This is a genomic window from Bradyrhizobium sp. 4 (genome assembly GCF_023100905.1).
Taxonomy (GTDB): domain Bacteria; phylum Pseudomonadota; class Alphaproteobacteria; order Rhizobiales; family Xanthobacteraceae; genus Bradyrhizobium.
Genome location: NZ_CP064687.1, coordinates 125689 through 145188, shown reverse-complemented (window position 1 = coordinate 145188; position 19500 = coordinate 125689). Strand labels below are relative to the sequence as shown.

General features: G+C 61.4%; 16 protein-coding genes and 7 pseudogenes. 4 read left to right on the top strand and 19 right to left on the bottom strand.

Features of this window, described 5'->3' with window-relative positions; genetic code table 11:
• Positions 1–442: 442 nt before the first annotated feature.
• Positions 443–535, top strand: a pseudogene (locus tag IVB45_RS38115) (ATP-binding protein); the annotation flags it as partial.
• On the opposite strand, the pseudogene IVB45_RS38110 reads toward IVB45_RS38115, so the two are convergent.
• From IVB45_RS38110 to IVB45_RS38085, 6 genes and pseudogenes are all read right to left on the bottom strand, one after another.
• Positions 534–635: pseudogene (locus IVB45_RS38110) on the bottom strand (IS21-like element helper ATPase IstB); the annotation flags it as partial. The pseudogenes IVB45_RS38115 and IVB45_RS38110 sit on opposite strands and share 2 nt — an antisense overlap.
• 404 nt (positions 636–1039) lie before the next feature.
• Entirely contained in the window at positions 1040–1456 is a 417-nt protein-coding gene (locus IVB45_RS38105) for a hypothetical protein (protein WP_247285498.1), read from the bottom strand.
• A gap of 26 nt (positions 1457–1482) precedes the next feature.
• Positions 1483–1683, bottom strand: coding sequence for a hypothetical protein (locus IVB45_RS38100; RefSeq protein WP_247285497.1), 201 nt, complete (start codon positions 1681–1683; stop codon positions 1483–1485).
• 678 nt (positions 1684–2361) lie between these two features.
• Positions 2362–2667 carry a hypothetical protein gene (locus IVB45_RS38095; protein ID WP_247285496.1) on the bottom strand — a complete coding sequence of 102 codons (306 nt, stop codon included), beginning with the start codon at positions 2665–2667 and terminating at the stop codon, positions 2362–2364.
• A 446-nt stretch (positions 2668–3113) separates the two neighbouring features.
• The gene (locus IVB45_RS38090) at positions 3114–3563 is read right to left on the bottom strand and encodes a CopG family transcriptional regulator (RefSeq protein WP_247408862.1); all 450 of its coding nucleotides are present in this window, start codon (positions 3561–3563) and stop codon (positions 3114–3116) included.
• Entirely contained in the window at positions 3547–5517 is a 1971-nt protein-coding gene (locus tag IVB45_RS38085; RefSeq protein ID WP_247285494.1) for a conjugal transfer protein TraG, read from the bottom strand. The genes IVB45_RS38090 and IVB45_RS38085 overlap by 17 nt, the downstream gene beginning before the upstream one ends.
• A gap of 439 nt (positions 5518–5956) precedes the next feature.
• Between IVB45_RS38085 and IVB45_RS38080 the strand changes: the two are divergent.
• Positions 5957–6780, top strand: a pseudogene (locus tag IVB45_RS38080) (polysaccharide deacetylase family protein).
• Positions 6781–6958: 178 nt separating this feature from the next.
• Here the strand turns inward: IVB45_RS38080 and IVB45_RS38075 are convergent.
• The 10 genes and pseudogenes from IVB45_RS38075 to IVB45_RS38030 all read right to left on the bottom strand — a co-directional run bounded on the left by IVB45_RS38075 (position 6959) and on the right by IVB45_RS38030 (position 15530).
• Positions 6959–7166 (bottom strand): annotated as a pseudogene (locus IVB45_RS38075) (cold-shock protein).
• A gap of 276 nt (positions 7167–7442) precedes the next feature.
• Positions 7443–9167: pseudogene (locus IVB45_RS38070) on the bottom strand (DUF3363 domain-containing protein).
• 546 nt (positions 9168–9713) lie between these two features.
• On the bottom strand, positions 9714–10802 hold the full coding sequence (locus IVB45_RS38065; protein WP_247476073.1) for an IS110 family transposase: 1089 nt from the start codon (positions 10800–10802) through the stop codon (positions 9714–9716).
• A gap of 202 nt (positions 10803–11004) precedes the next feature.
• A complete protein-coding gene (locus IVB45_RS38060; protein ID WP_247282171.1) occupies positions 11005–11907 on the bottom strand; it encodes a lytic transglycosylase domain-containing protein in 903 nt (300 codons plus the stop codon).
• Positions 11904–12410 carry a S26 family signal peptidase gene (locus IVB45_RS38055; protein ID WP_247282172.1) on the bottom strand — a complete coding sequence of 169 codons (507 nt, stop codon included), beginning with the start codon at positions 12408–12410 and terminating at the stop codon, positions 11904–11906. The genes IVB45_RS38060 and IVB45_RS38055 overlap by 4 nt, the downstream gene beginning before the upstream one ends.
• The gene (locus tag IVB45_RS38050; protein ID WP_247358142.1) at positions 12410–12874 is read right to left on the bottom strand and encodes a DUF2840 domain-containing protein; all 465 of its coding nucleotides are present in this window, start codon (positions 12872–12874) and stop codon (positions 12410–12412) included. The genes IVB45_RS38055 and IVB45_RS38050 overlap by 1 nt, the downstream gene beginning before the upstream one ends.
• Before the next feature lie 455 nt (positions 12875–13329).
• Positions 13330–14232 carry a replication initiator protein A gene (locus tag IVB45_RS38045; RefSeq protein ID WP_247282174.1) on the bottom strand — a complete coding sequence of 301 codons (903 nt, stop codon included), beginning with the start codon at positions 14230–14232 and terminating at the stop codon, positions 13330–13332.
• Positions 14233–14235: 3 nt separating this feature from the next.
• A complete protein-coding gene (locus IVB45_RS38040; RefSeq protein ID WP_247282175.1) occupies positions 14236–14514 on the bottom strand; it encodes a helix-turn-helix domain-containing protein in 279 nt (92 codons plus the stop codon).
• 381 nt (positions 14515–14895) lie between these two features.
• On the bottom strand, positions 14896–15168 hold the full coding sequence (locus tag IVB45_RS38035) for a DUF2285 domain-containing protein (protein ID WP_247282176.1): 273 nt from the start codon (positions 15166–15168) through the stop codon (positions 14896–14898).
• Positions 15165–15530 (bottom strand): hypothetical protein, encoded by a 366-nt coding sequence (locus IVB45_RS38030; RefSeq protein WP_247282177.1) that lies wholly within the window; start codon positions 15528–15530, stop codon positions 15165–15167. Before IVB45_RS38030 ends, IVB45_RS38035 begins: the two co-directional genes overlap by 4 nt.
• Here IVB45_RS38030 and IVB45_RS38025 point away from each other — a divergent pair.
• A pseudogene (locus IVB45_RS38025) lies at positions 15523–15745 on the top strand (helix-turn-helix transcriptional regulator). The gene IVB45_RS38030 and the pseudogene IVB45_RS38025 overlap by 8 nt on opposite strands.
• Positions 15746–15927: 182 nt before the next feature.
• On the opposite strand, the pseudogene IVB45_RS38020 reads toward IVB45_RS38025, so the two are convergent.
• Positions 15928–16204, bottom strand: a pseudogene (locus tag IVB45_RS38020) (DUF2285 domain-containing protein).
• A 77-nt stretch (positions 16205–16281) separates the two neighbouring features.
• On the opposite strand from IVB45_RS38020, the gene IVB45_RS38015 reads away from it, so the two are divergent.
• Positions 16282–16545 carry a helix-turn-helix transcriptional regulator gene (locus tag IVB45_RS38015; protein ID WP_247282301.1) on the top strand — a complete coding sequence of 88 codons (264 nt, stop codon included), beginning with the start codon at positions 16282–16284 and terminating at the stop codon, positions 16543–16545.
• Between the two features lie 514 nt (positions 16546–17059).
• On the opposite strand, the gene IVB45_RS38010 is transcribed toward IVB45_RS38015, so the two are convergent.
• Both IVB45_RS38010 and IVB45_RS38000 read right to left on the bottom strand, forming a co-directional pair.
• Positions 17060–17380, bottom strand: coding sequence for a DUF736 domain-containing protein (locus tag IVB45_RS38010; protein WP_018458991.1), 321 nt, complete (start codon positions 17378–17380; stop codon positions 17060–17062).
• Between the two features lie 1170 nt (positions 17381–18550).
• Positions 18551–19474 (bottom strand): DUF2493 domain-containing protein, encoded by a 924-nt coding sequence (locus IVB45_RS38000; protein WP_247282302.1) that lies wholly within the window; start codon positions 19472–19474, stop codon positions 18551–18553.
• Positions 19475–19500: the final 26 nt, after the last annotated feature.

Below are 19500 nucleotides of genomic sequence, written 5' to 3'. Positions count from 1 at the left end.
GACGTGCTCGAGTAAGGCGCCACTTTCGCCCGTGTTCAGCACGAGACAGCTTGCCGCCGAGGCTGCCGTCAACGGACATGTATTTTGCTTCAAGCGGAGGATTGAATGGGACACGACGGGCCCCGTCTTTTGCAGTGTCTGTGACCACGATCGAGCCTCGCCGGACTTAATCTCTTGGAGAGCGACAATTTTGGTCGCCCTTGCCCGATGAACTCAGCACGCAATGGAACGAACAATCTCGCTTCTCACCTGAGTGTGTCGTCTCGGCTTCCGATCGGAGCATTTCGTACCCAACACTTGACCATGCGCCTTTCGGACGTCTAGCTCTATTGTTGTATTATACCGATGTCGATTGATGCAACTCTCAGCGCATTCACGCTGAAATCTCGCGTTTGGCCCCCTTTCTTCGGCTGATTCCAGCGCATGCGCCCGACTGCTAACGCAGCGGAATGCCGTTTTGGTGGGCGGCGCCGGTACCGGCAAGACCCATCTGGCTATCGCTATCGCCACAAGCTGTATCCACGATGGTGCCCGTTGTTGGCGAGCGGAAGCTTAGCGATGCTGAGCTGGTACTTGATCGATCTTGCCTGCTTCTCGCTGATGTCGGTGGTGAGCAGATCGCCGACAACGCGCTGCGACGCGGCTATCAGGCCTCTGTCGAAGAACGGCATACCTCTCTGGCGCCCGCACGCATAGGACGGCATCGCAGCGGAAGCGGCGGGCGATTACCTGAAGCTGGACGACCGCACCGAGAGCGGCAGATGGGTCAGCCTCGCGACTACCGGCTATGGACACGTCGGGACACCGTTCCGGACGATGGACACAGGACCGACGCTTCACGCGTCAAAATCGAGGTCCAGCGCACCTCGCATCCGGGATCTTGGAGCTGATCGAAGCAACAGCACCTCTCCCCGATATGTGCTCCGATATGTGCTGAGATGTCAGCACTTCTCGTTCCAGCTCTCCAATAAAAAGAAAGCCACAACGGCATCGAAAATCCTCCTTCGGCAACCTGATTGTGGGGCGCGGCCATGATCACCTACATAGTCGGAGAGTGCGGTGCGCACGATCGGCTCTTAGAGGACCGGCGCCGCCCCAGTCGTTCGGGCTCGCGCCGGCGTAGTTCGACAGAAAGGGATCGTGCCGGCACTGGCGATGGCAGCTCAGGAGCTCTCGGGTCCTCTCGCTGGACTTGGCCCGTGCTCGGCCGCGGCTCCATCAGCTCGAGCACCGCTCGTCCCTTGTCCGTGATGCGCCACCCTCGATTCACTCGCTCGACGAGTCGCTGCGAAAAAAGATCGAGCTCGGGCACGCGGGCGCCCATTCTCTTGGTGCGCGCCGCCCAATCCGGACCGCTCGTGGCCAAAATGGCCATGTCTCGCTTGAGATCCGGCATGGATGCGAACCCGTCCGGGTAGCCGACAAGGATCTTCAACACCGTGACCTGGAAATTCACATGAGCGCTATCAGAGTTGTCTGCATCTACCGCCACATCGTTGGCGCGGAGCGAAGAGCTTCCATGCCGACCTGCCGAAGGCGGTTCACCGTGATCTCACCTCTGTTGGCGGCCTCCAAGATCTTGGAAGCGACATGGGCCCGAGTGCCGGTTTCGCTGCGAGGCAGACTGTCGCAAACCTCCTCAAGAACAGCACGCAAAAGCGCAGTGGTCGTTGCGTCCAACACTTGGCGACTCCGGAAGGCGCAAAGAATGGTAGCAGAGAAAGCACGGTGAACCCCTCAAAGAGACTACTAGCTGATTCCAAAGTCGAGTATGAACTTCACCACAGTCGTCGTTGCTTGTTGATTGTCCAAGACGTTGCCGCCATGCCGTCGAAGCAGGACAGTTGTGCTGGTCTGGCTCCGCCACGCCAGCGCTGGAGGAACCGCCTCCGTGATGGTATTCAGCGCTGGAGCGGCTCTTTTTGACGATTTTCGCCGCGATGTCGGTGCGATGTCTCGCCACTTGCCAGAGTGTCTATTTTCCCGCGGCGAATCCATCTCCGGGGCAGCCGCAGCGGGCGTTCCGGTCCAGACAGACCGCCGGTGTTTATGTCCGATCGTTTTTCTTTCTTTGAGATTTCCTTTAAGCGCCGTGGGCGAAGCTGGTCATGGTCCGTCAGCACGAGCGAGGGCACGCCGGTTATAGCAGGCTCACGAAGCAGTCGAGCCGCCGCCGGATAGGAAGCGAACAGGGCGATATTTCTGCTGCTAAGCACGCCAATGGGCCCGCCTGTGTCAGTTTCGTCACGCCGAGCTGGCGAGCGGTGTCGGTCACGGCGTTGGCTCCCGCGCCATTAGGCCCTGGTCTGTGAGTGGCCATGTCATGACCATGTCCCAGTCCTCGTATTTTGCTGAATGCATCTAGGGAATGTCGCTGGCCGCCGTAACGGTGAGGTGATAGCGCGCATGCAGGGCCACTGTCTCGGCAACGATCGCGACCTCGCGCTCGAGCCTTGCCATCTGACCACTGAACCGGTCCGGAGTTTCACGAATGAGCCCTTCGGCCGCTGGCGCAGGAGCCAGAAAACGCTGAAGCGCCGTGTCGACGACCATGCTCTTGCCGGCTCCCGCGCGTTCGGTCGCGGCTTCAAGCCGCTCGAAGATGCTTTCGGAGAGCTGAACGATGATCTTCTTGGTTCGCAGACCTTCGTTCGAGCTCGGCTCCACCTGCCATCGGAACTTTTCCCAATCGAGCTGGCCTGACCTTCAGCCTCACCATCGATCTGCATTGTTTCTTCAGCTCCTCAATTGCGACCGCACGAAACGGCACACGCTATCCGTGCGGCGTGGCTTTCCGGTCGAAACAGATGAATCGGCCCAGCGATGATGCGTCGACAGAAGGGTCAATCCGACCACGACATCAATCGCGCCGACATCGGCGTCGTAGTCTGGCGTAGCCAAAGAAAGACGAGGCGGGCTCAAGATGAGCCGGATCTTTCAGCCTCCTGCGCGGCAGCTAGGGGCGACTCGCGATGGCCTTCTGGGACGTCAAGAAAGCTCCCCGCGCTTCACGACTCTGTGTCGGTCTGCCTTCGCGCGCGCCCGCTCGGCTCACCTAGGCCCGGCGCTCGATCGCCAAGGAGCCGTCACAGGCACTCTGCGCGGAGAAGTTTCTATTCGGGCTTCTTGGAGGCTTGCACGTCGATGCTTACCTCCTTCAGGACGCTGGATCCGCTCGCAAGTCGTCGTCCCAGCGCTTCGACAAAGCGGTCGTACCGCTCACCGCCCTTGGCGCGGGCGGCAGGGCTCGAATGCTCGGGCAATGCCGGAGTTGAGGTCAGCCAGAACCGGATGAAGAGCGCGACGGTCTCAAGCGTGATGCCATCATTGCGTTCAAGACGCTCGAGCACCCGCACAATCCGATCCAGCCGTTTTGCTATCACAGCCTCGCGCCGATCGGAATCGTCCGGAGAAAGGAAGGAACCTATTGCGGCCTCGACCACCAGCGACTTGGACCGGCCACCGCGGCTTGCGAAGGCCTCAAGCGTTTTGAACGTTCCGGGATCGAGATAGATGCTGAGCTGGACCTTTTTCACGCTGCCTCGCTCACAGGTCCATTCCATCGTCGGGATCGAGGGTGACGGTTCGCGCAACTCCCTGCATCGACCGGCTCATCAGTTGCGCCTGGACGGCATCCTCGTCACCCTCGTCGAGCTCGGGGTCGAACTCGTGCTCGCCGGCCGGCGTCTTGATCTCGATTTCCTCATGCAATTCCGGCTCGCGGCGTAAGCCGCCGTTCGCCTCGTCGCTCCTGCCCGTGCGCCTGGTCAGCAGCTGGCCCGACGGCGATATTTGGGCGCGGGCTGACCAGTCATCTGGGCGGGTGGGCTGCTTGTTCGGCTCCAAGCGGGGCGGCTTCAAGACACGTCGCTGGAATTGCGGATCCTCATAGTAGCGGACCTTGTTAGCACGGACCGGGTGCACACCGGAAATCATCACGACCGCGTCTTGCGGAGACAGTTGCATGATTTCGCCGGGAGTCAGCAGCGGACGAGAGGTCTCCTGGCGGCTGACCATCAAGTGCCCAAGCCACGGGCTCAGGCGGTGGCCCGCATAGTTCTTCATGGCTCGCAATTCGGTCGCAGTTCCGAGCGCGTCGGAGACGCGCTTGGCGGTGCGCTCGTCATTGGTCGAAAAGGCGATCCGGACGTGGCAATTGTCAAGGATCGCATGGTTCGGACCGTAGGCGCGTTCGAGCTGGTTAAGGCTCTGCGTGATGAGAAAGCTGCGGATGCCGTAACCTGCCATAAAGGCGAGTTGGCTCTCGAAAAAGTCGAGCCGGCCGAGGGCTGCAAACTCGTCAAGCATCAGAAGCAGCTTCTGCCGGCGCCGGTCGGGATCAAGGCTCTCGGTCAAACGCCGTCCGATCTGGTTCAGGATGAGCCGCATCAAGGGTTTGGTGCGGACGATGTCCGATGGCGGCACCACAAGGTACAGTGAGACGGATTCAGGACGGTCGACGAGATCACGGATGCGCCAATCGCTTCGCGCGGTGATCTTGGCAACTACCGGATCACGATAGAGCCCGAGGAAGCTCATCGCCGTCGAGAGCACACCCGAGCGCTCGTTCTCGCTTTTGTTCAAAAGTTCGCGTGCCGCTGATGCGACGACTGGATGGATGCCTGTCCCAAGATGCGGAGTCGCCAGCATTGCGTTGAGCGTAGCCTCGATCGGGCGAGATGGATCCGAAAGGAAATTTGCAACCCCAGCGAGAGTCTTATCGGCTTCGGCGTAGAGGACATGCAGAATTGCCCCCACCAAGAGTGAGTGGCTGGTCTTTTCCCAATGATTGCGGCGCTCGAGTGCACCCTCAGGATCGACGAGAATATCGGCGATATTTTGAGCATCTCGCACCTCGCAGTCGCCACGGCGGATCTCGAGGAGTGGATTGTAGGCGGCGCTGGCCGGATTGGTCGGATCGAACAACAGCACGGGCCCAAATTGCGCGCGCCATCCGGAGGTCAACTGGAAGTTCTCACCCTTGATGTCATGGACGATGGTGGAGGCCGGCCAGGTCAGAAGAGTCGGAATGACGAGGCCAACACCCTTGCCGGAGCGCGTTGGCGCAAAGCATAGCACATGCTCGGGCCCGTCGTGGCGCAGATAGTGACGTCCGAACCGGCCGAGCACGACGCCGTCAGGGCCTAACAGTCCCGCCCGTTTGACTTCGCGTAGATCGGCCCAGCGCGCCGAGCCGTAGGTGGTGACGTCCCGCCCTTCATGGGCCCGCAGGACCGAGAGCAACATGGCCATCGCTATGGCCGCGATGCCGCCGCTTGCAGCAATCGCGCCACCCTCCACAAAAACGACGGGCGCGTAAGCATCGAACTTGAACCACCAGCCAAAGAAAGCTGCCGGCTGATAAATTGGCCAATGTCCGAGCTTGAACCAGGGAGCCCCAAGCTGCTGCTGGAAGGCAAGCCGCCAAGCTGTCCATTCGGTCGCCGCCCACAGGAACGCGAGCACGATGAGGCAGACCAGGATGACCTGGTGCCAAATGATTTTTGTCGCCGACATGATCGGGTTATCTCGGCATATCGACGTGCGCACACAACTAAAATGGTGCTCGCGTCGCAGTGGCGCGCGTGGCAGCGCAGAGATCGGCGGGGACAAAGCCGAGATACGTAGCCAACCCATTCAAGTTAAGCGGGACTGATCGATCGAGGTTTGCATCACGAGACGGCGCCGAAACGCCGATTATGTGCGTGAGAGCTCATGGATAGGCAGAAAACGCTGACTTCGCTCAAGTAATGTGAAGCGTTCCTGAAGATTGCCCCTCCTGGAGCATTCAAACCCTGGTGTCGCTGAATGCGTCCCGGAGTTCTGACGATCGCGCAATAGATAAGCTCACCCGCGGCCAAGCGACCTTCCCCAAGAGCCACCTGAATCGCATGAGGTTATCGTACTTCGGCAATGCTGGTGGCTCAGGTAAGGTGGAGGTGTGGCGCATTCAAAGATGCGCCTGCTCAGATTGACCACGCCGCTTGCTGGTGCTGTGACCCTGCTACTTGCCGGGGTGGTCGTGACAGACGCGGCCGACTGCCCGCGGCAGGATGTGCTCGGCACCTCCCGCGTCCTCGAGGTCGATGCAAAGGCGTACCCGCGCGTTGGGTTGAACAGCTTTCGGGAAACGCTCCCTTTGGCCGACCATGAGGTCGTCCTCACCTTTGACGACGGGCCGCGGCCGCAATCACGCAAAAGGTACTGGCGGCGCTCGCCGAGGAATGCGTGCGGGCCACGTTCTTTCTGGTCGGCAAGTCCTCCGCAAAGTCTCCAGAGCTTGTTCGCCGAATAGCTGCCGAGGGCCACCATCGCACACCACAGCTGGTCGCATACGATGATGTCGAAGATGACCTTCGAACAGGGCAAGAGGGATATTGATCGCGGAATTGCCGCTGATGAGACGGGCTCAAGGGCGTCTCCGCCCCAAGCCCGCCATCCCGCTTTTTCCGGTTTCCGTATTTCGACTCGAGCCCAGTGACGCTCGAATTGTTGCGTTCGCGCGGGATGGTCGTGTTTGGAGCTGACCTTCCGGCGGGCGACTGGGAGAACCTAACCCCAGAACAAGAACTAAAGACCGTTACCGGGCGATTGGAGGTCGCAAGCAAGGGTATCATTCTCCTGCACGATGCCCAGGCCCAAACGGCCGCAATGATGCCGGCGTTCTTGCGCTATCTGCACGAGAATGGCTATCGCATCGTGCATCTGGTGCCGGCTGGCGCGATCAAGAGCAACGCTGAAGTCATCCCAGCGGCAAGCCGCAGCAGTTCGCGGCAATGACAGCGGGTAGATTGGGTTAATCTAACCAGCTGGTTCTCACGGTGAGCCCGGGTCCACATCGATACCATGGCACGGCCGTATCGCCCACTAGCGAAGCTCTCTTTCTTTGGCGAGATCGGGTCTCATTTCAGGAGGGATCCCGATCCAACCGTTGCCGCCGCGGTCGGTGATGTCGGCCTTATCCAATCCGGAGATTCTCGGCTGATACTTTGCCGGACCGACCAGCCTTGGCCTCGAAGCTGATCCGAGCGCCTTCTGCCAAGCCGGTGTATCCGGCCGTTTCAACGGCGCTGATGTGCACAAAGACGTCGGGGGCCGCCGTCATCCGGCTTGATGAAACCGTAGCCCTTGGTCGTGTTAAACCACTTTACAGTACCGATCGTCACCGTCACTTCTCCTAAATGAACACATGCGATCTAGCGAAAACTCGCACCGGCATCAAGATCTCCAGGAGGAGACAGTTGCTCGGAACCGGGCACGCAGAAGGGTCGAACCAGCGAACGTCCCGGCCCCCGAGACCCGCTGGGACATGGTTGCAGTGAGCGCGACTACGGCGAACTTCTTCTAGCGACAAAAGGATAGCGGGCTTCACTTGTACGTGGGTGAGCGCAGCCCAGCTAGGGCGGCAGTCTTGCGTCGTAGCCCAGCAAAGAGACTGCCAGTCAAAGTGACAGGCCCCGTTTGCGGTTCCAGGACCAATCGACATTGCCTGGACCTGCGATCCCGCTCACCTGTTTGCCCAGTTCCCGTTCTAGTGAAGGAGCCCATGGCACGAGCTGAAAGCCGAGTCCATTGTCGATCATGGCAAAGCGCCCCGAGGCGAGGGAAAGCCGCTGACGATATGTCCCCGAAACCTGTTCACCTGATTGAGCAGGTAGATGCGTAAGCCCGGTCTCCTCCGCAAGGCGCCGGCCGGCGCTATCGAGCTCGCGGCTTCGCAAGGTCTCGATCAGATCGCGGCCAAGCCGCACTCTGTCGCCGTGCCGCTGGGCAAGTCCGTACTCTGTCAGCACATCAATTCGCTGTTCCAGGGCTGCCCGGACCTCTGCGCCGAAACCGGCGCGCGAGAACTCAGCAGGTTCGCGCGCCACAAGCTGCCGGTCGAGCCATGTGGCGCCTTCCGCGGTGACCTGCTTGTCGAGGACGAGTTCCGATCTTACCGCGAGTGCGATGCGTGTCCGTCCCTTCGCATCCTCAAAGCGGCGGAGCTCCACGACGCCTCCAATCGGTCCGTCGCCAGCCGCCTCGATATCGGGGAGTTTGAGGTGATGGATGCGCCCGTCTATGCCGTCGACAATGGCAAAGGCATTGCCCCTCAGCTCGTCGTCGTGTCCGCGGGCGACGAGACGGCCAATGATCGGTTCACCGTGATGCTCGCCTTCGAGCGCAAAGGAGGACGGTGAGCGTGCGATACCATCCTTGGCAATCGCCTTGTGCAGCCGCTTGATGATGTCGCCGCGCTCGCCAAGCGCCCTCAGGCGTGGCTCGGCGTCTTCGGCCAAGACCCAGCGAGCGGGCCCCGCCGGCTCTGCCACACCCAGGCGCTCCAGCATCCGCATCCGCCCGATCCGAATGTCTCGTAACGGGTCCCGGGCACCATCCCGTTCCGGCTTTAAATCGATGACCCCATCGGCCGATCCCGCTTGCCGCGCGAGCACCCGGTCGAGCCTGGTCCAGCGTTCGGCGGTCACCTCGGCTTCCAGCCCTTCCCGGATCTGGAGCTCGGATCGGGGACCCAGTTCGCGGGTGACGAGATCGCCGGCCCGGGCGCGCAAGCCAGTTGCGATGTAATCGCGGCTGATGACGAGATCTTTTCCATCATCGGCGCGTCCGCGCACGAGAATATGAATGTGCGGGTGCTCCGTATTCCAGTGATCGACCGCGACCCATTCGAGGCGCGTTCCAAGGTCGCGCGAGGCCTGATCCATGAGCTCACGGGTGAAGCTGCGCAGGCTGGTGAGCTCGCCTGCATCATCGGGCGAAACGATGAAGCGGAAATGGTGTCGGTCACCCTCGCAGCGTTCGGCGAAGGCGCGGCCGTCTGCTTAATCTCCGAGAGCGTCAAAGAGCTTGCCTGGCGCTCCGTCCTGGGTGACCCCGTCACGCTGCAGATAACCAAGATGGGCCCGCAGCGCCCCGGGCGTGCGCATTCGGCGAACCACCCGCGCCTTGACCATGGCGCCGCGAGCGCGGTTGTTGAGCAGTCTGGACGCTGCAAGGCTCGCGGCGCGCCCACGCCCGAAGTTTGTTCCACGACGATAGCCGCGTGACAGGCCGCCGGCCTTCTGCGCGGCTCTGAGGGCCTGCGCCAGAAACGGCTTTGCCCGCGGCGCTCGCGTAGAGCGAATGCGGCCAGGGCGGATTCGGAAGTCGTCCTTACCGGCCATCGTTTGCCGGCAGAGTGCAAAAAGCTGAGCCGCGGCTGCAATTTGGCAAAACTGAAAATGTGCGCTCAAGATTCGCAAGTTGCACCGGATGATTGAAACTAAGGCAAGATTTCTCGCAACCGACCGGCCGCACCTTGCGGCTTTTATCCTGCCGTCTTAATCGGTCGTGTCGTCTGTCTGACCTCAGCCATTCTCGCTTCCTTTCTCGCTTGCGACAAGCCTCTCTGATCCACGCCATGACACGATGCGCCGCGAGGCTTGCGAGTCCTGATGCGCCGTGCAGTCTTCCGCGCTCAGCGACGGCACAGTTTCGCTGCAGCAAGGCAGCGCGGACGCCGTCGCGGCGCATCTTTCCATCGGTGTGACGGAGCCACATCACAGGCAATCCGGCGCGATCGGTCGGCATCCGAAGATGCATCGTCGCAGGCAAGATAACGTGCGTTCCGTCGTGTTGGTGCTGCACCAGTCCTCATCCGCCGGCGGCGGAGCTCCGTGTTCAGGTCGCGGCCATCACCGCGTCGTTGCCAGGTTGCAGGATCACGCGCCTCATGCGTAGGGCCCGAGCAATTTGCGCTGCTTAGCTGTTGTTTCGGCATGCATCTCCGCCGCCGAGGCGTCCGGATCGCCGCAGTAGAACGTGCCGCTGGTCCACATCGCATGCATGATCACAGCGAGCTTGCGCGCTACCGCCACCGTCGCCTTGCGGTGCGAGGAGCGCTTGGCCAGCGCCAGCCCCCACGCCTTGACCTTGTCTTTTTTCTTGTAGCGAGTCAGCAAAGCGCTGGCCGCCTCGTACAGCGCCCGCCGCACGTCACCGTCGCCCGCCTTGCTGATCCGGCCCTTGACGTCGATAGACGAGCCGGACTGCCAGCGCCGCGAGGTCAGGCCAAAATAGGCCGCCACGTCGCGCGAGCGCCTGAAGCGCGAGGGATCGTCGACCGCGGTCATAAAGCTCAGCGCCGCGATCGGGCCGACGCCAGGAATCTGCATGAAGCGCCGGCACAGCTCATGGCCGGCGACCAGGCGAACCACCAGGTCGTGCAGCCGGCAGTACTCCTTCCACAGCGCCGCGCGCGCATTCAGCATGGCGTCGATCAGCTCGCTGACAAGTGCATCGTGGGCCACCGCCTCGCGCACGACTTGCGCAAAGCCGCCGCGCCCGACCCGGTTCAGCCGGATGCCAAACACTTTCAGCGAGTGCCGGATCGCATTCTCGAGGTCCACAAACTTGCGCTTCAGATTGCGCCGGTGCGTCAACAACAGCCGCAGCCGGTAGCAGGCCTCGCTCTTGATATGGGCGCGCCGGAACCAGCCGGTGCGCATGATGTGGGCAATCCCGAGCGCATCTGCCCGGTCGGTCTTGTTGCGCTGCGCCTTCAGCGCCGCGCGAACATGCAAAGTCTCCAGGCAGACCGCCGGCAGGCCAAGCCTGAGCAGCTCCGGATGCAGCCAGGGCGACAGCGATCCCGCCTCATGACCAAGGCGTCGCAAGCGGCCAAGATAGGGCGTCAGCGCCACCTTGATCGCGTCCGGATCGGTCACCACCGCCGTCTCCAGCATCACCTTGCCGGTCGCATCCACCACGCAGATCGCCGTCTCGTCCATGCCGACGTCCAAACCACAGAAGAATTCCATCACACGCCTCCCGCGTTGCTGAGCCGGTGCAGTGTGCGCAATATTCATCGCGCAGACCATCTGCTCCGCCGCCGCAAGTTCTGCAGGAGACCGATTACGGGCGGCCATCCCCGGTCTGCTCCTTCCGCCCGTCCTCATCACTTTCCAAAATGCGAGACCTTGCGATGGCATGCGAGGAGATGCGATTATCGTCATTGAGACTTCACCTCCCCGATCGCGGCACGAACAGGCCACTCGCATGGGGCAAAAGTTCAGTCGCGTGGGAATTCAGCGCGTCTTTCGATGAAGGCGTTTCGTGCAGAGCGGATGCCGAGCTCCGTTCGCGCGACCAGCGATAAAATCGCGGAACGAACAGCTTGGCTTGCTTCCAATTTGTGCCGTGACCAGGGACCGAAGTATCGCGCCAGCGCTGTATCATGCCGGTCAATGGCTCGAGTTTGTTCAGGTAGGCCAGGGTTTCTTCAGGCAGCGCGCGCCCCGTCGTCAGATGCTTCGCGTAGCGCTGGGGGCCTGCGTTGTAGGCAGCGAGAAATCCGTCCGAGCCGAACCGGTCCAGCATCTCTCGCAGGTAGGCGGCCCCCGCGAAAATGTTGTCATGGGGGTCGAAGGGGTCGATGCCTAGATTGTAGCGGGCGCTCAGGTCGACCCACGTCCCTGGCATGATTTGCATCAAGCCCAGGGCACCTCGAGATGACACGGCGTGCGCTTTGCCACTGCTTTCGACCTGGATCACGGCACAAACCAATTGCACGGGAACTGCAAACCGGCGGGACGCCTCGGCAATGAAGGCCGCATATGGGACGAATTTGCCAAGGCACGTTGAGGGCGGAGCAGGCGCCTGCAATTCGGATTGGGCTCGACAGCTCCACGGCAATTCGACAGCTGCCAAAGCTGCCAGGAATGCCACGATGATACGGAAGGACGGACGGCATGCCCGCATCGCCTCGAGCGCAGCCTGGGAGAAGTCAACGTGCGGCCTTTGCAGCTGATCATCATCGGCGCGCCCGCATCTGCTGACGAGCTTGGCCGGGAAGGAGCAAGGGGATTGCGGTCCGCGGAAGCATGATGAAGCTGCAAGTCGATGAAGCAAGGCAAGCATGGTCATTCGTCCTTTGTCCACACTGGCAAGGCCTGGCCGATGACGGCGGAGGCCGCGATCGGCCCGAAATAGCGGCCGTCAAAAGAATCGGCCGATTCCCAGTTCATCAGAAAGATCTGGTCGGCCGTCAGGACGTGGCATCCTTGCCATGCGGGCAAAGGCCGCCCACGGCCATCGCGCTCGCGGGCCTCGCCCATCTCGATGCCGTCGACGAGGATAGTGAGTTCTCGTCTGCAGACGGTGTGCCCAGGGAGCGCCAACACCCGCTTGAGCATGGGAATGCCGAGCGGCAGATAGCCGTTCAAATCAAGGAACGACGCAAGCGGCTCAGGCGGGCGAACGGCTACGAGCGAGGTGACACGGAGACGCTCTACCGGCTGCAAGCGGTAAAGACCGATCGGCACGCTATGCGAAGCGTTCCAAATATACCATGGCGCTGTGCACCGGTCGGCGGAGAGCGCAAGAGCCGTGCCACCGCACATGGCAAGAAGTGTTATGAGCCGGCCCATCAGAGTGTCGCCCTTTGGCGCCGGAGCCACGCCTGGTGACGCGCACGGGTGTAGCTTCGCGGAGTTTCATTCACGGAAAGGCGATTGTGCGCGTGGTGCCAGTAGTCGGGCGCCGCCTCGGCAGGATCGATGCCCAGTGCTTCCACCGCGCCGATCAGCTGCAGGACACGTTCGACCTTCGGCCAACCTGACAATCTCAGCAGGCTCTCGCCGCCCGGACTGATCCAAGGCACGGTCGAGTAGCGTTGCCCCGGCGCGCACGCGCGCAGAATATCGATGCGTGACAGTACAGTTCCGAAGTCATTGGAGCTCCAGCGTACGAACGCAAAAATGCTGCCAGGCGCAAATGAAAGAACACGCCGGTGATGGTCGATGATCGTTTCCGATGTAGGCCGGCCGAACCGAATGCGGTTTTCGATGCGTTTCTCGAGCCACAGGAGCTCAACGGTCGTGAGATCATTCATATTGAAATTCCATATCGCAAGACGGCAGGCGCGGTGCTGAGACGATGGCGATCTGAAGTCCAGGACGAGGAGGCGTGATAGGCAAACGACAGGCGGGGCGAAGCACGACTGCTCCGCGCTCACGGCCGCGTCAGAACGCCAAGCGCGCCTTGGGAGGAGATAACGCTCCTGCAGGTCCAGGACTGCGAAGATCCATTTCCAGGAAGCAAGACGCAGCTCAGCCGCTGTCGTGCGGAGGTTGGCGCAGGCGGTAGGCTGACCGGACAGCCACGAACTCTGCCGCGACGTGGACTGGGGGTCCGTTAGAAGGAATCCGAAGGATTCCTGGTTAGGAAAGTTAGAGGAAGCGGAAGCTCGTCTGTGGCAAGGGCTTTTCCGCGATAGCGGTCCCTGATGGCACGCGTTTTCGGTCCCCGATGGCACGGTGGCGCTGGTCCCTGATAGCACGGCGGGATTCACAGGTTTTCCCCCGAGCCGGAGATAAGCCCGCGCTTGCGCAGCCGGTGGGTAAGCGGGTCGACCGGAGTGGGAGCGAAGTTCAGCCGTTCCGTCCCATTTGGGTCGTGCGAGATGACCAGTTCATATCCTGGCAATCTCTGCTGTCGAACGATCTGGCGCAGGTCGTATGCGAAGTGCTTGAGTGGCGATAGGCAGCCCGATTTGGCGTGGAGGTGCACAAGATCAAAGCTCCAGCCGCCCTTTTGGCGACCGCCGTGCTTGCGCACGAGGCGATAAAGCCAGCGCTCCAGTCCGCCAGTCAGATCGAAATATGCGCGGTCGATCGTCAGCACGAGCGCTTCGTTCAGAACACCCGTGTAGAACCAGTCTGGCAGGATCAGCTCGAGCCCGCGGGCGCGGCCGTGCATATCCGCCGTCTCTTTCCATTCGTTGATCCACGAGAACCGATGCTGCCGGCGCTCAGTCGGCTGGCGAATGGATGTCATCACAGTGGTCGATTGCAACCGGTCGAGCGCAGCCTTGAGGCGATCGTAGTCGCGCACGCTTGTGCCGCGTCCCACGAAGGTCAGGATCTCGTAAGGGGTGGCAGCCATCAACCGCGACGTCTTCAAACCCGCATCACGCGCCTGGATAATTTGCGAGGCGGCCCAGATCAGCACGTCCGCATCCCAGATGGTCGCCATGCCATGTTCCGGCACAGCTTCGACACGGATCTTGATTGTCCCGACCCCAAAATCGATGGGAACGGTCCGTTTCGACTTCGCCAGCGAAAAGAACGGATAAGCCATTAAGTCTTGCGCGTCGCGCGGCGCGAGATCACCGGGAAGAGCGCGAAACAGATCGAGCTGATCCCGTTCTGAGTTGCGCCGCGAGCGCGCAAAGGAGTTGCTGTCCGGCATGGGTCAGCGCCGCTCCTTGCCAGCGTAAGGGATGGGCGGGTGCCGCTTGGCGGGCAAGACCGTGCCAACCCCGGGATCGCTGGTCGACGTTTTGGCGCCGCGGTCCACCCATGCTTTCAGGTCTTCGAGCGCGTAGACGACGCGGCCGCCCAGCTTGCGGTAGGTCGGACCTGTGCCATAGGTGCGATGCTTTTCGAGGGTGCGGCCGGAGAGGCCAAGAAAGCGTGCCGCTTCTGGTGTGCGAAGATAGCGCTGCGGCGTGCCGGCGTTCGGGTCGGGCATCGGATCGCTCCCGTGATGTCATGGAGCGCGACGGAGTTTGATCGCGCGTCAAGGGACACCATGGAGGAGCGAACGCACGTGAGGGGATGCCGAACATTGTTAGGGCGATTTCGGCACCCCTCCTTTGCTTTCGCGCTGCGATCGGCAAAAGAGGAATGCAGGCTTGGTAGTCCAGCAATCGGCCGACGATTCTGCTGCGCAGCCAGGGACGTCTCAGTTGTTAGGCGTGGTGCGGGGGAGCTCGAAGCGCTCCGATGCGACGCAGGCGATCGGCGCGCATGAGGCGTAAGATCCAATCGCGGGCCGCCCGCCGGTGCAGTCAGCGGGAGGGCTAGAGGCGCCAAACCTGACCTGATTGCATCAGTTGTACGCTATGCAGATCTATCTCTGGCGGGATCTCGACCGAAACAATGAACGGTAGCCAGCGCGCACGATGAAGCGACCGGCTTTGACCAGGCGAATGGTACGGCTGCGCACGTCGTGGGTCTTCCAGCCGCGCTCGATGAGTCGCTTTTTGCCGAACATCACCTCCGCGATCGTTCGATAGGATGCGCCATCCTCATGCCCATCCCGCGCTCGCAGAGCCAGGCCGAGCCTTTTCCGCTGCTGGGCCGAAAGCCGGTGAAAGGCAGGTCCCGGCGGGCGGCCGTTCAACGTTCGCCATAAGCGATGCGCGGCGTGGGCGCGCGCGACGAATTCTCGTCAAGCGGCAATTCGGTGGCATATCCGGTGCCGAGGTGCGGGGCCTCACTGAGCCATAATCGATGCTGCGTGCCCTGGACCAGCAAGAGGGCATGCCAGCCGTCCGGTGCTTGCCTCATGGTGGCCGACGTGAGGTCAGCAAGCGGAAGTACTACGTCCGAACCTTGACGGCCGGACGCGCTCCGAACGACCGGCACCACCGTTGGCATCGCCTCGGGCGCCCAGAAGATGGTCTGCTCGTAGAAAGACCCTTGCGGGTCATGGGTGAAAGCAGCGCCAAATACGCGAATGCTTCCTATCCTGCGGATGGACATCCGCAAGCTTTTTGGAGCAAACACGCGTCGATTTCGGTTAGACCTGCGCCTGACCCAAGAGGCGGTGGCAGAGCGCATGGGTGTCGACCGCGCGTTCATCAATGGAGAGAGGGTTGCAAAACGTGACCCTGCTTACGATCTGGCAAGTCTCGCAGGCTCTGGGAGTTCGACCCGCCCAACTGGTCGAGGAGAAGGCGAGCAAAATTCGTGCGTGATTGTGCGCTCGACCGCATCTACTCCGGGCTGAACTCTCCGAGCGCGATTGACTCGATAGCCGGTCAATAAGGGCTGTGGGAGTGCCAAGTTGCCGTGGAAGCGATCACCAAGTGATGCTCAAGAAGATCCATGATGGTCGGAGAGAATTGACTTCTCAACTCGGATGGCCAAATCCTGCTATCTACCTGCGCCACCGCGCAACCAGATGACGGTAGCCGTGATCTGCCAGCCATCTAGCGCGCCTCAAATAGCTCTCGAATGCAGTTTGCGCCCGCATCGATTCTCGGTCCGGATCAAATGTGCAGCGCGATTCGGGCCACTTCCTTCCAGTCGGCGCCATCTGCCGCGGCGTCGAGAAGGCGCCAGTACGTCACCAGATGCTCCTCATCATAGGATGTGAGCGCTGGATCTGTGGGGGCGCAGGCGGCGACATGCGGCTCAAGGGGCGGTGTTTGCATGATAAATCTCGCAAGAATGACAATAGACGTGCGCAGGCACGGTTCCTCAGTTCAATGTGAAGAAGCAACTTGCGCCGATGGATATGCGCAAGTTGGTGGGTCGGAATTTTTTAAAACTGCGGAAGCAGAAAGGCTTCACGCAGGAGAAATTCTCAGAGGCGTCCGACTTCACGCAACAATATATCAGCGGATTGGAACAAGGTCGGCGCAATCCCACCGTGGTGACGCTGTTCGAACTCGCAACCACACTGGGTGTTAGCCACGTGAATCTTGTCTTGCCGGACCAGGAGTTCTCCAAGAGCTTCCTAAAGCACCGAAGAGGAAAAAAGATTGACCAGTAGAGCATCGTACCGCGGCGAGACGTTCCCCTGCGCCTGCAAGAAGCCTCGCACGAGCGGTTCGACGAGGTTTTTGTTCGAGCTCTGCTTGCCGGTTTTATGCGGTCGGACCTAAGGAGGGTGTAGCCTCCTGCCCTTACAATCCATCCGGCAATGCTCAAGCGTGAGTGAAGGGCTTCAAGATGATGGTCAAAACGGGACCGCGTAGACGCCGGACTTGCCATTCCGATTGTGCCTCCGCCCGATTAGACGCCCGATGCAAGGTCAGCAAAGCGTTAGCGCCGCAGCGGTGACTTATGAGGTTGAGGCGCTCGGTCCCCGGGCTCCGCAAAGCCCCTCGCTACCCCAAGAGCAAGCTGTCTACGATACCGGCATTGACCAGACCAAAATAGATATCGGTACCCACGAGAGGTGATGTGAGAACCGCTCCAATGGAACAGCAGCGTGATCATCTTGCCGCCTTAGGCTGGAAAAGAAGCCCCGCCCGATCAACTCAGGCGGGGCTTTGGACCGAGCCTCACTCCCCGTTCTTGCGCGGGCGCGACCAGAGGAGCGTGTAGCCCTCTCCGCCTTCGTCATCGAACAGGTTCGCGTAGATCGGCGCGTTGAACGACGGGTCGTCAAGCTTGAGCGAGAGGTAATCGCGGCCCTCCTCGGAGCGCTTGGACCAGGCTGCCCCGATCTCCGCCCGGCCCACATAGATGCGGTGGCTGGGAGCGTTATCGTTGGAGCGGTTGGTCTCGGCGACGATGCGGACGCCCCTGGCCTGCAAACTCAGGGTGACGATCTCGCCCTGGAAATCGTTGCCGACTTTCTTGAAAGAACCGATGTTAGCCATGTCACTTCTCCTGTTGTGTTTCGAGCCCGCGACCACCGCGGCCTCGATGGCGATCTAAAGGCCGAAGACGATCGGCGACGCACCCGCTAGCAGGCCGGAGCGCAGCGGAGGACGCCGTTGGAGCGACTTTCTTGTCTCGCGAGGAATGGGCGCAAGCCCAGGGGAAGAAAGTCGCATCAACGGCGTTGCGGCTCAGACGATCGAGGCGCAGCCGCTCTTGGGCCAGATCGAGCCATCAAGGAGGCCACGTGCGTCCGCGCGCTGAACCGCAATCCTAAGGAGATGAGTGGCAAATTTCGGTTGTTCTGAGCAAGAGGTCGGGACGGGCCGGCGCAGAAGGAGAAACAATCTGCCGCAAAGGGCGGTATCGTCTCCCGCAGGAATGATCGAGCGCGGCGCGCCCCACCCAGCTATGCGAGCCAGACAGAGATTGGTGGGCCTTGCATAAAGGCTTCGAAGGGAGACGCGGTTGCCTTTCGCTCGAGCTCGACGCCGTCTCGTTCAACCTGGTCTCTGTGCGAGCTTGCTCGACCTGATGACGACGAAGCCTCATCGCTCGAGCGTGGCGGCTGGAAGAATTGGTCGAGGTGTATTCTCCACCACCCCGGCCGAGTGAGACGGTGGGGGGCCTCGCGAAGCGGTCAAACGCGCCCATGCCGTGCCGCCGATGCAAAGCGCACCTACGCAAGCGAAGGCCTCCCGCCAGCTCGGCGAACGCACCCCGATCTGGGACAGGGCAAACACCACATGGTAGCCGGCGATTGCCGCGGGACCGCGAAGACGGTTGCGACCGGGACGCGCAAGGTCAACGACCGATTAGCCGCGAGAGTGAGCTGACCAGCGGCAAGCGTCAGCGCGCCAGAAGCAATTCCGATAAGCAGTGCGCCGAAGAGGCCCGCGCCATCGCGAAAATGCCGATATTCCGACACTGAGCGCGACGAAAAACGGCAAGGCATAGACCGCCAGCGCAAGGATCAGCCAGCAGAACAAACCGATGCCGAGCGTGTTGAGGGCAAGCCCAAGGGCGAGCATGGTGGTGGCTCCAATGCACAGAGGTATTGGTCGCGCCTCCACCACCACCGCGGCGCGGCTTCGGACCGAAAATCGGAAGTAGGCGGAGTTGCGGCGCGCAACTCCGTCTTCGTCGTCTTCCAGGCGAGTAGACGGCGCTCATGAGCCGCCGAACTTCCAAACGGGAATACCGAGCCGCTTCGCCTTGTCAGCGATATTGTCCTGAATTCCCGTGCCCGGAAAATGCATGACGCCGATCGGCAGGAGTTCGAGCATCGCGTCGTTGCGCTTGAATGGCGCCGCCTTGGCGTGTTTCGTCCAGTCCGGCTTGAAAGCGATCTGTGGGACCTTGCGATTGGTCGCCCATTTGGAGGCGATCAGTTCGGCGCCCTTGGGAGAGCCGCCATGCAGGAGGACCATGTCCGGGTGCTTGGCATGAACCTTGTCGAGGCGATCCCAGATGAGGTTGTGGTCATTGAAGTCGAGCCCGCCGGTGAGTGCGATTTTCGGCCCGGGTGGCAACAAGACCTCGGTTTCGGCGCGGCGTTTGGCGGCAATGAAGTCGCGGGAGTCGATCATCGCTGCGGTGAACGTGCGGTGGTTGACCAATGATCCCGATCGCGGGCGCCAGGATGCGCCGGTGTTGACCTCAAATTGTTCGATGGCCTGGTCACGGAAGAGTTCCAGGCAGTTGCGGCGTTCGATCAGCGTGACGCCTTCGGCGGTCAGGCGCTCGAGTTCGACCGATCGCACCTCGGACCCGTTCTGCTCGCGTTGGCTCTTGTGCTGCGCTTGTTCGTTGTTATCGAGCTGCCTTTCGACGCGCTCGACGGCACGATGGAACAGGTTGACGGTCGACCAGAGCAGATCGTCAAGGTCCGGCTCAAGCCGGGTGTCGCTCAAGGTCGCGACCAGGGCGTCGAAGATATCGGCGACGGCGCCGCCAACCATCTTGCCCTCTGGGAGCGGTCTTGGATCGGGCTGGTCGTCGAAGGGGTGATAGCCGAAGAGCTGGAGTTCGGTGATGACTTGGTCGGTCGGAGAAGAGTTGTGCAGCGGTTCGACGTCGTCATGGTCGGTCATGGGAAGAGGTCCTTTGCCGGATCGGC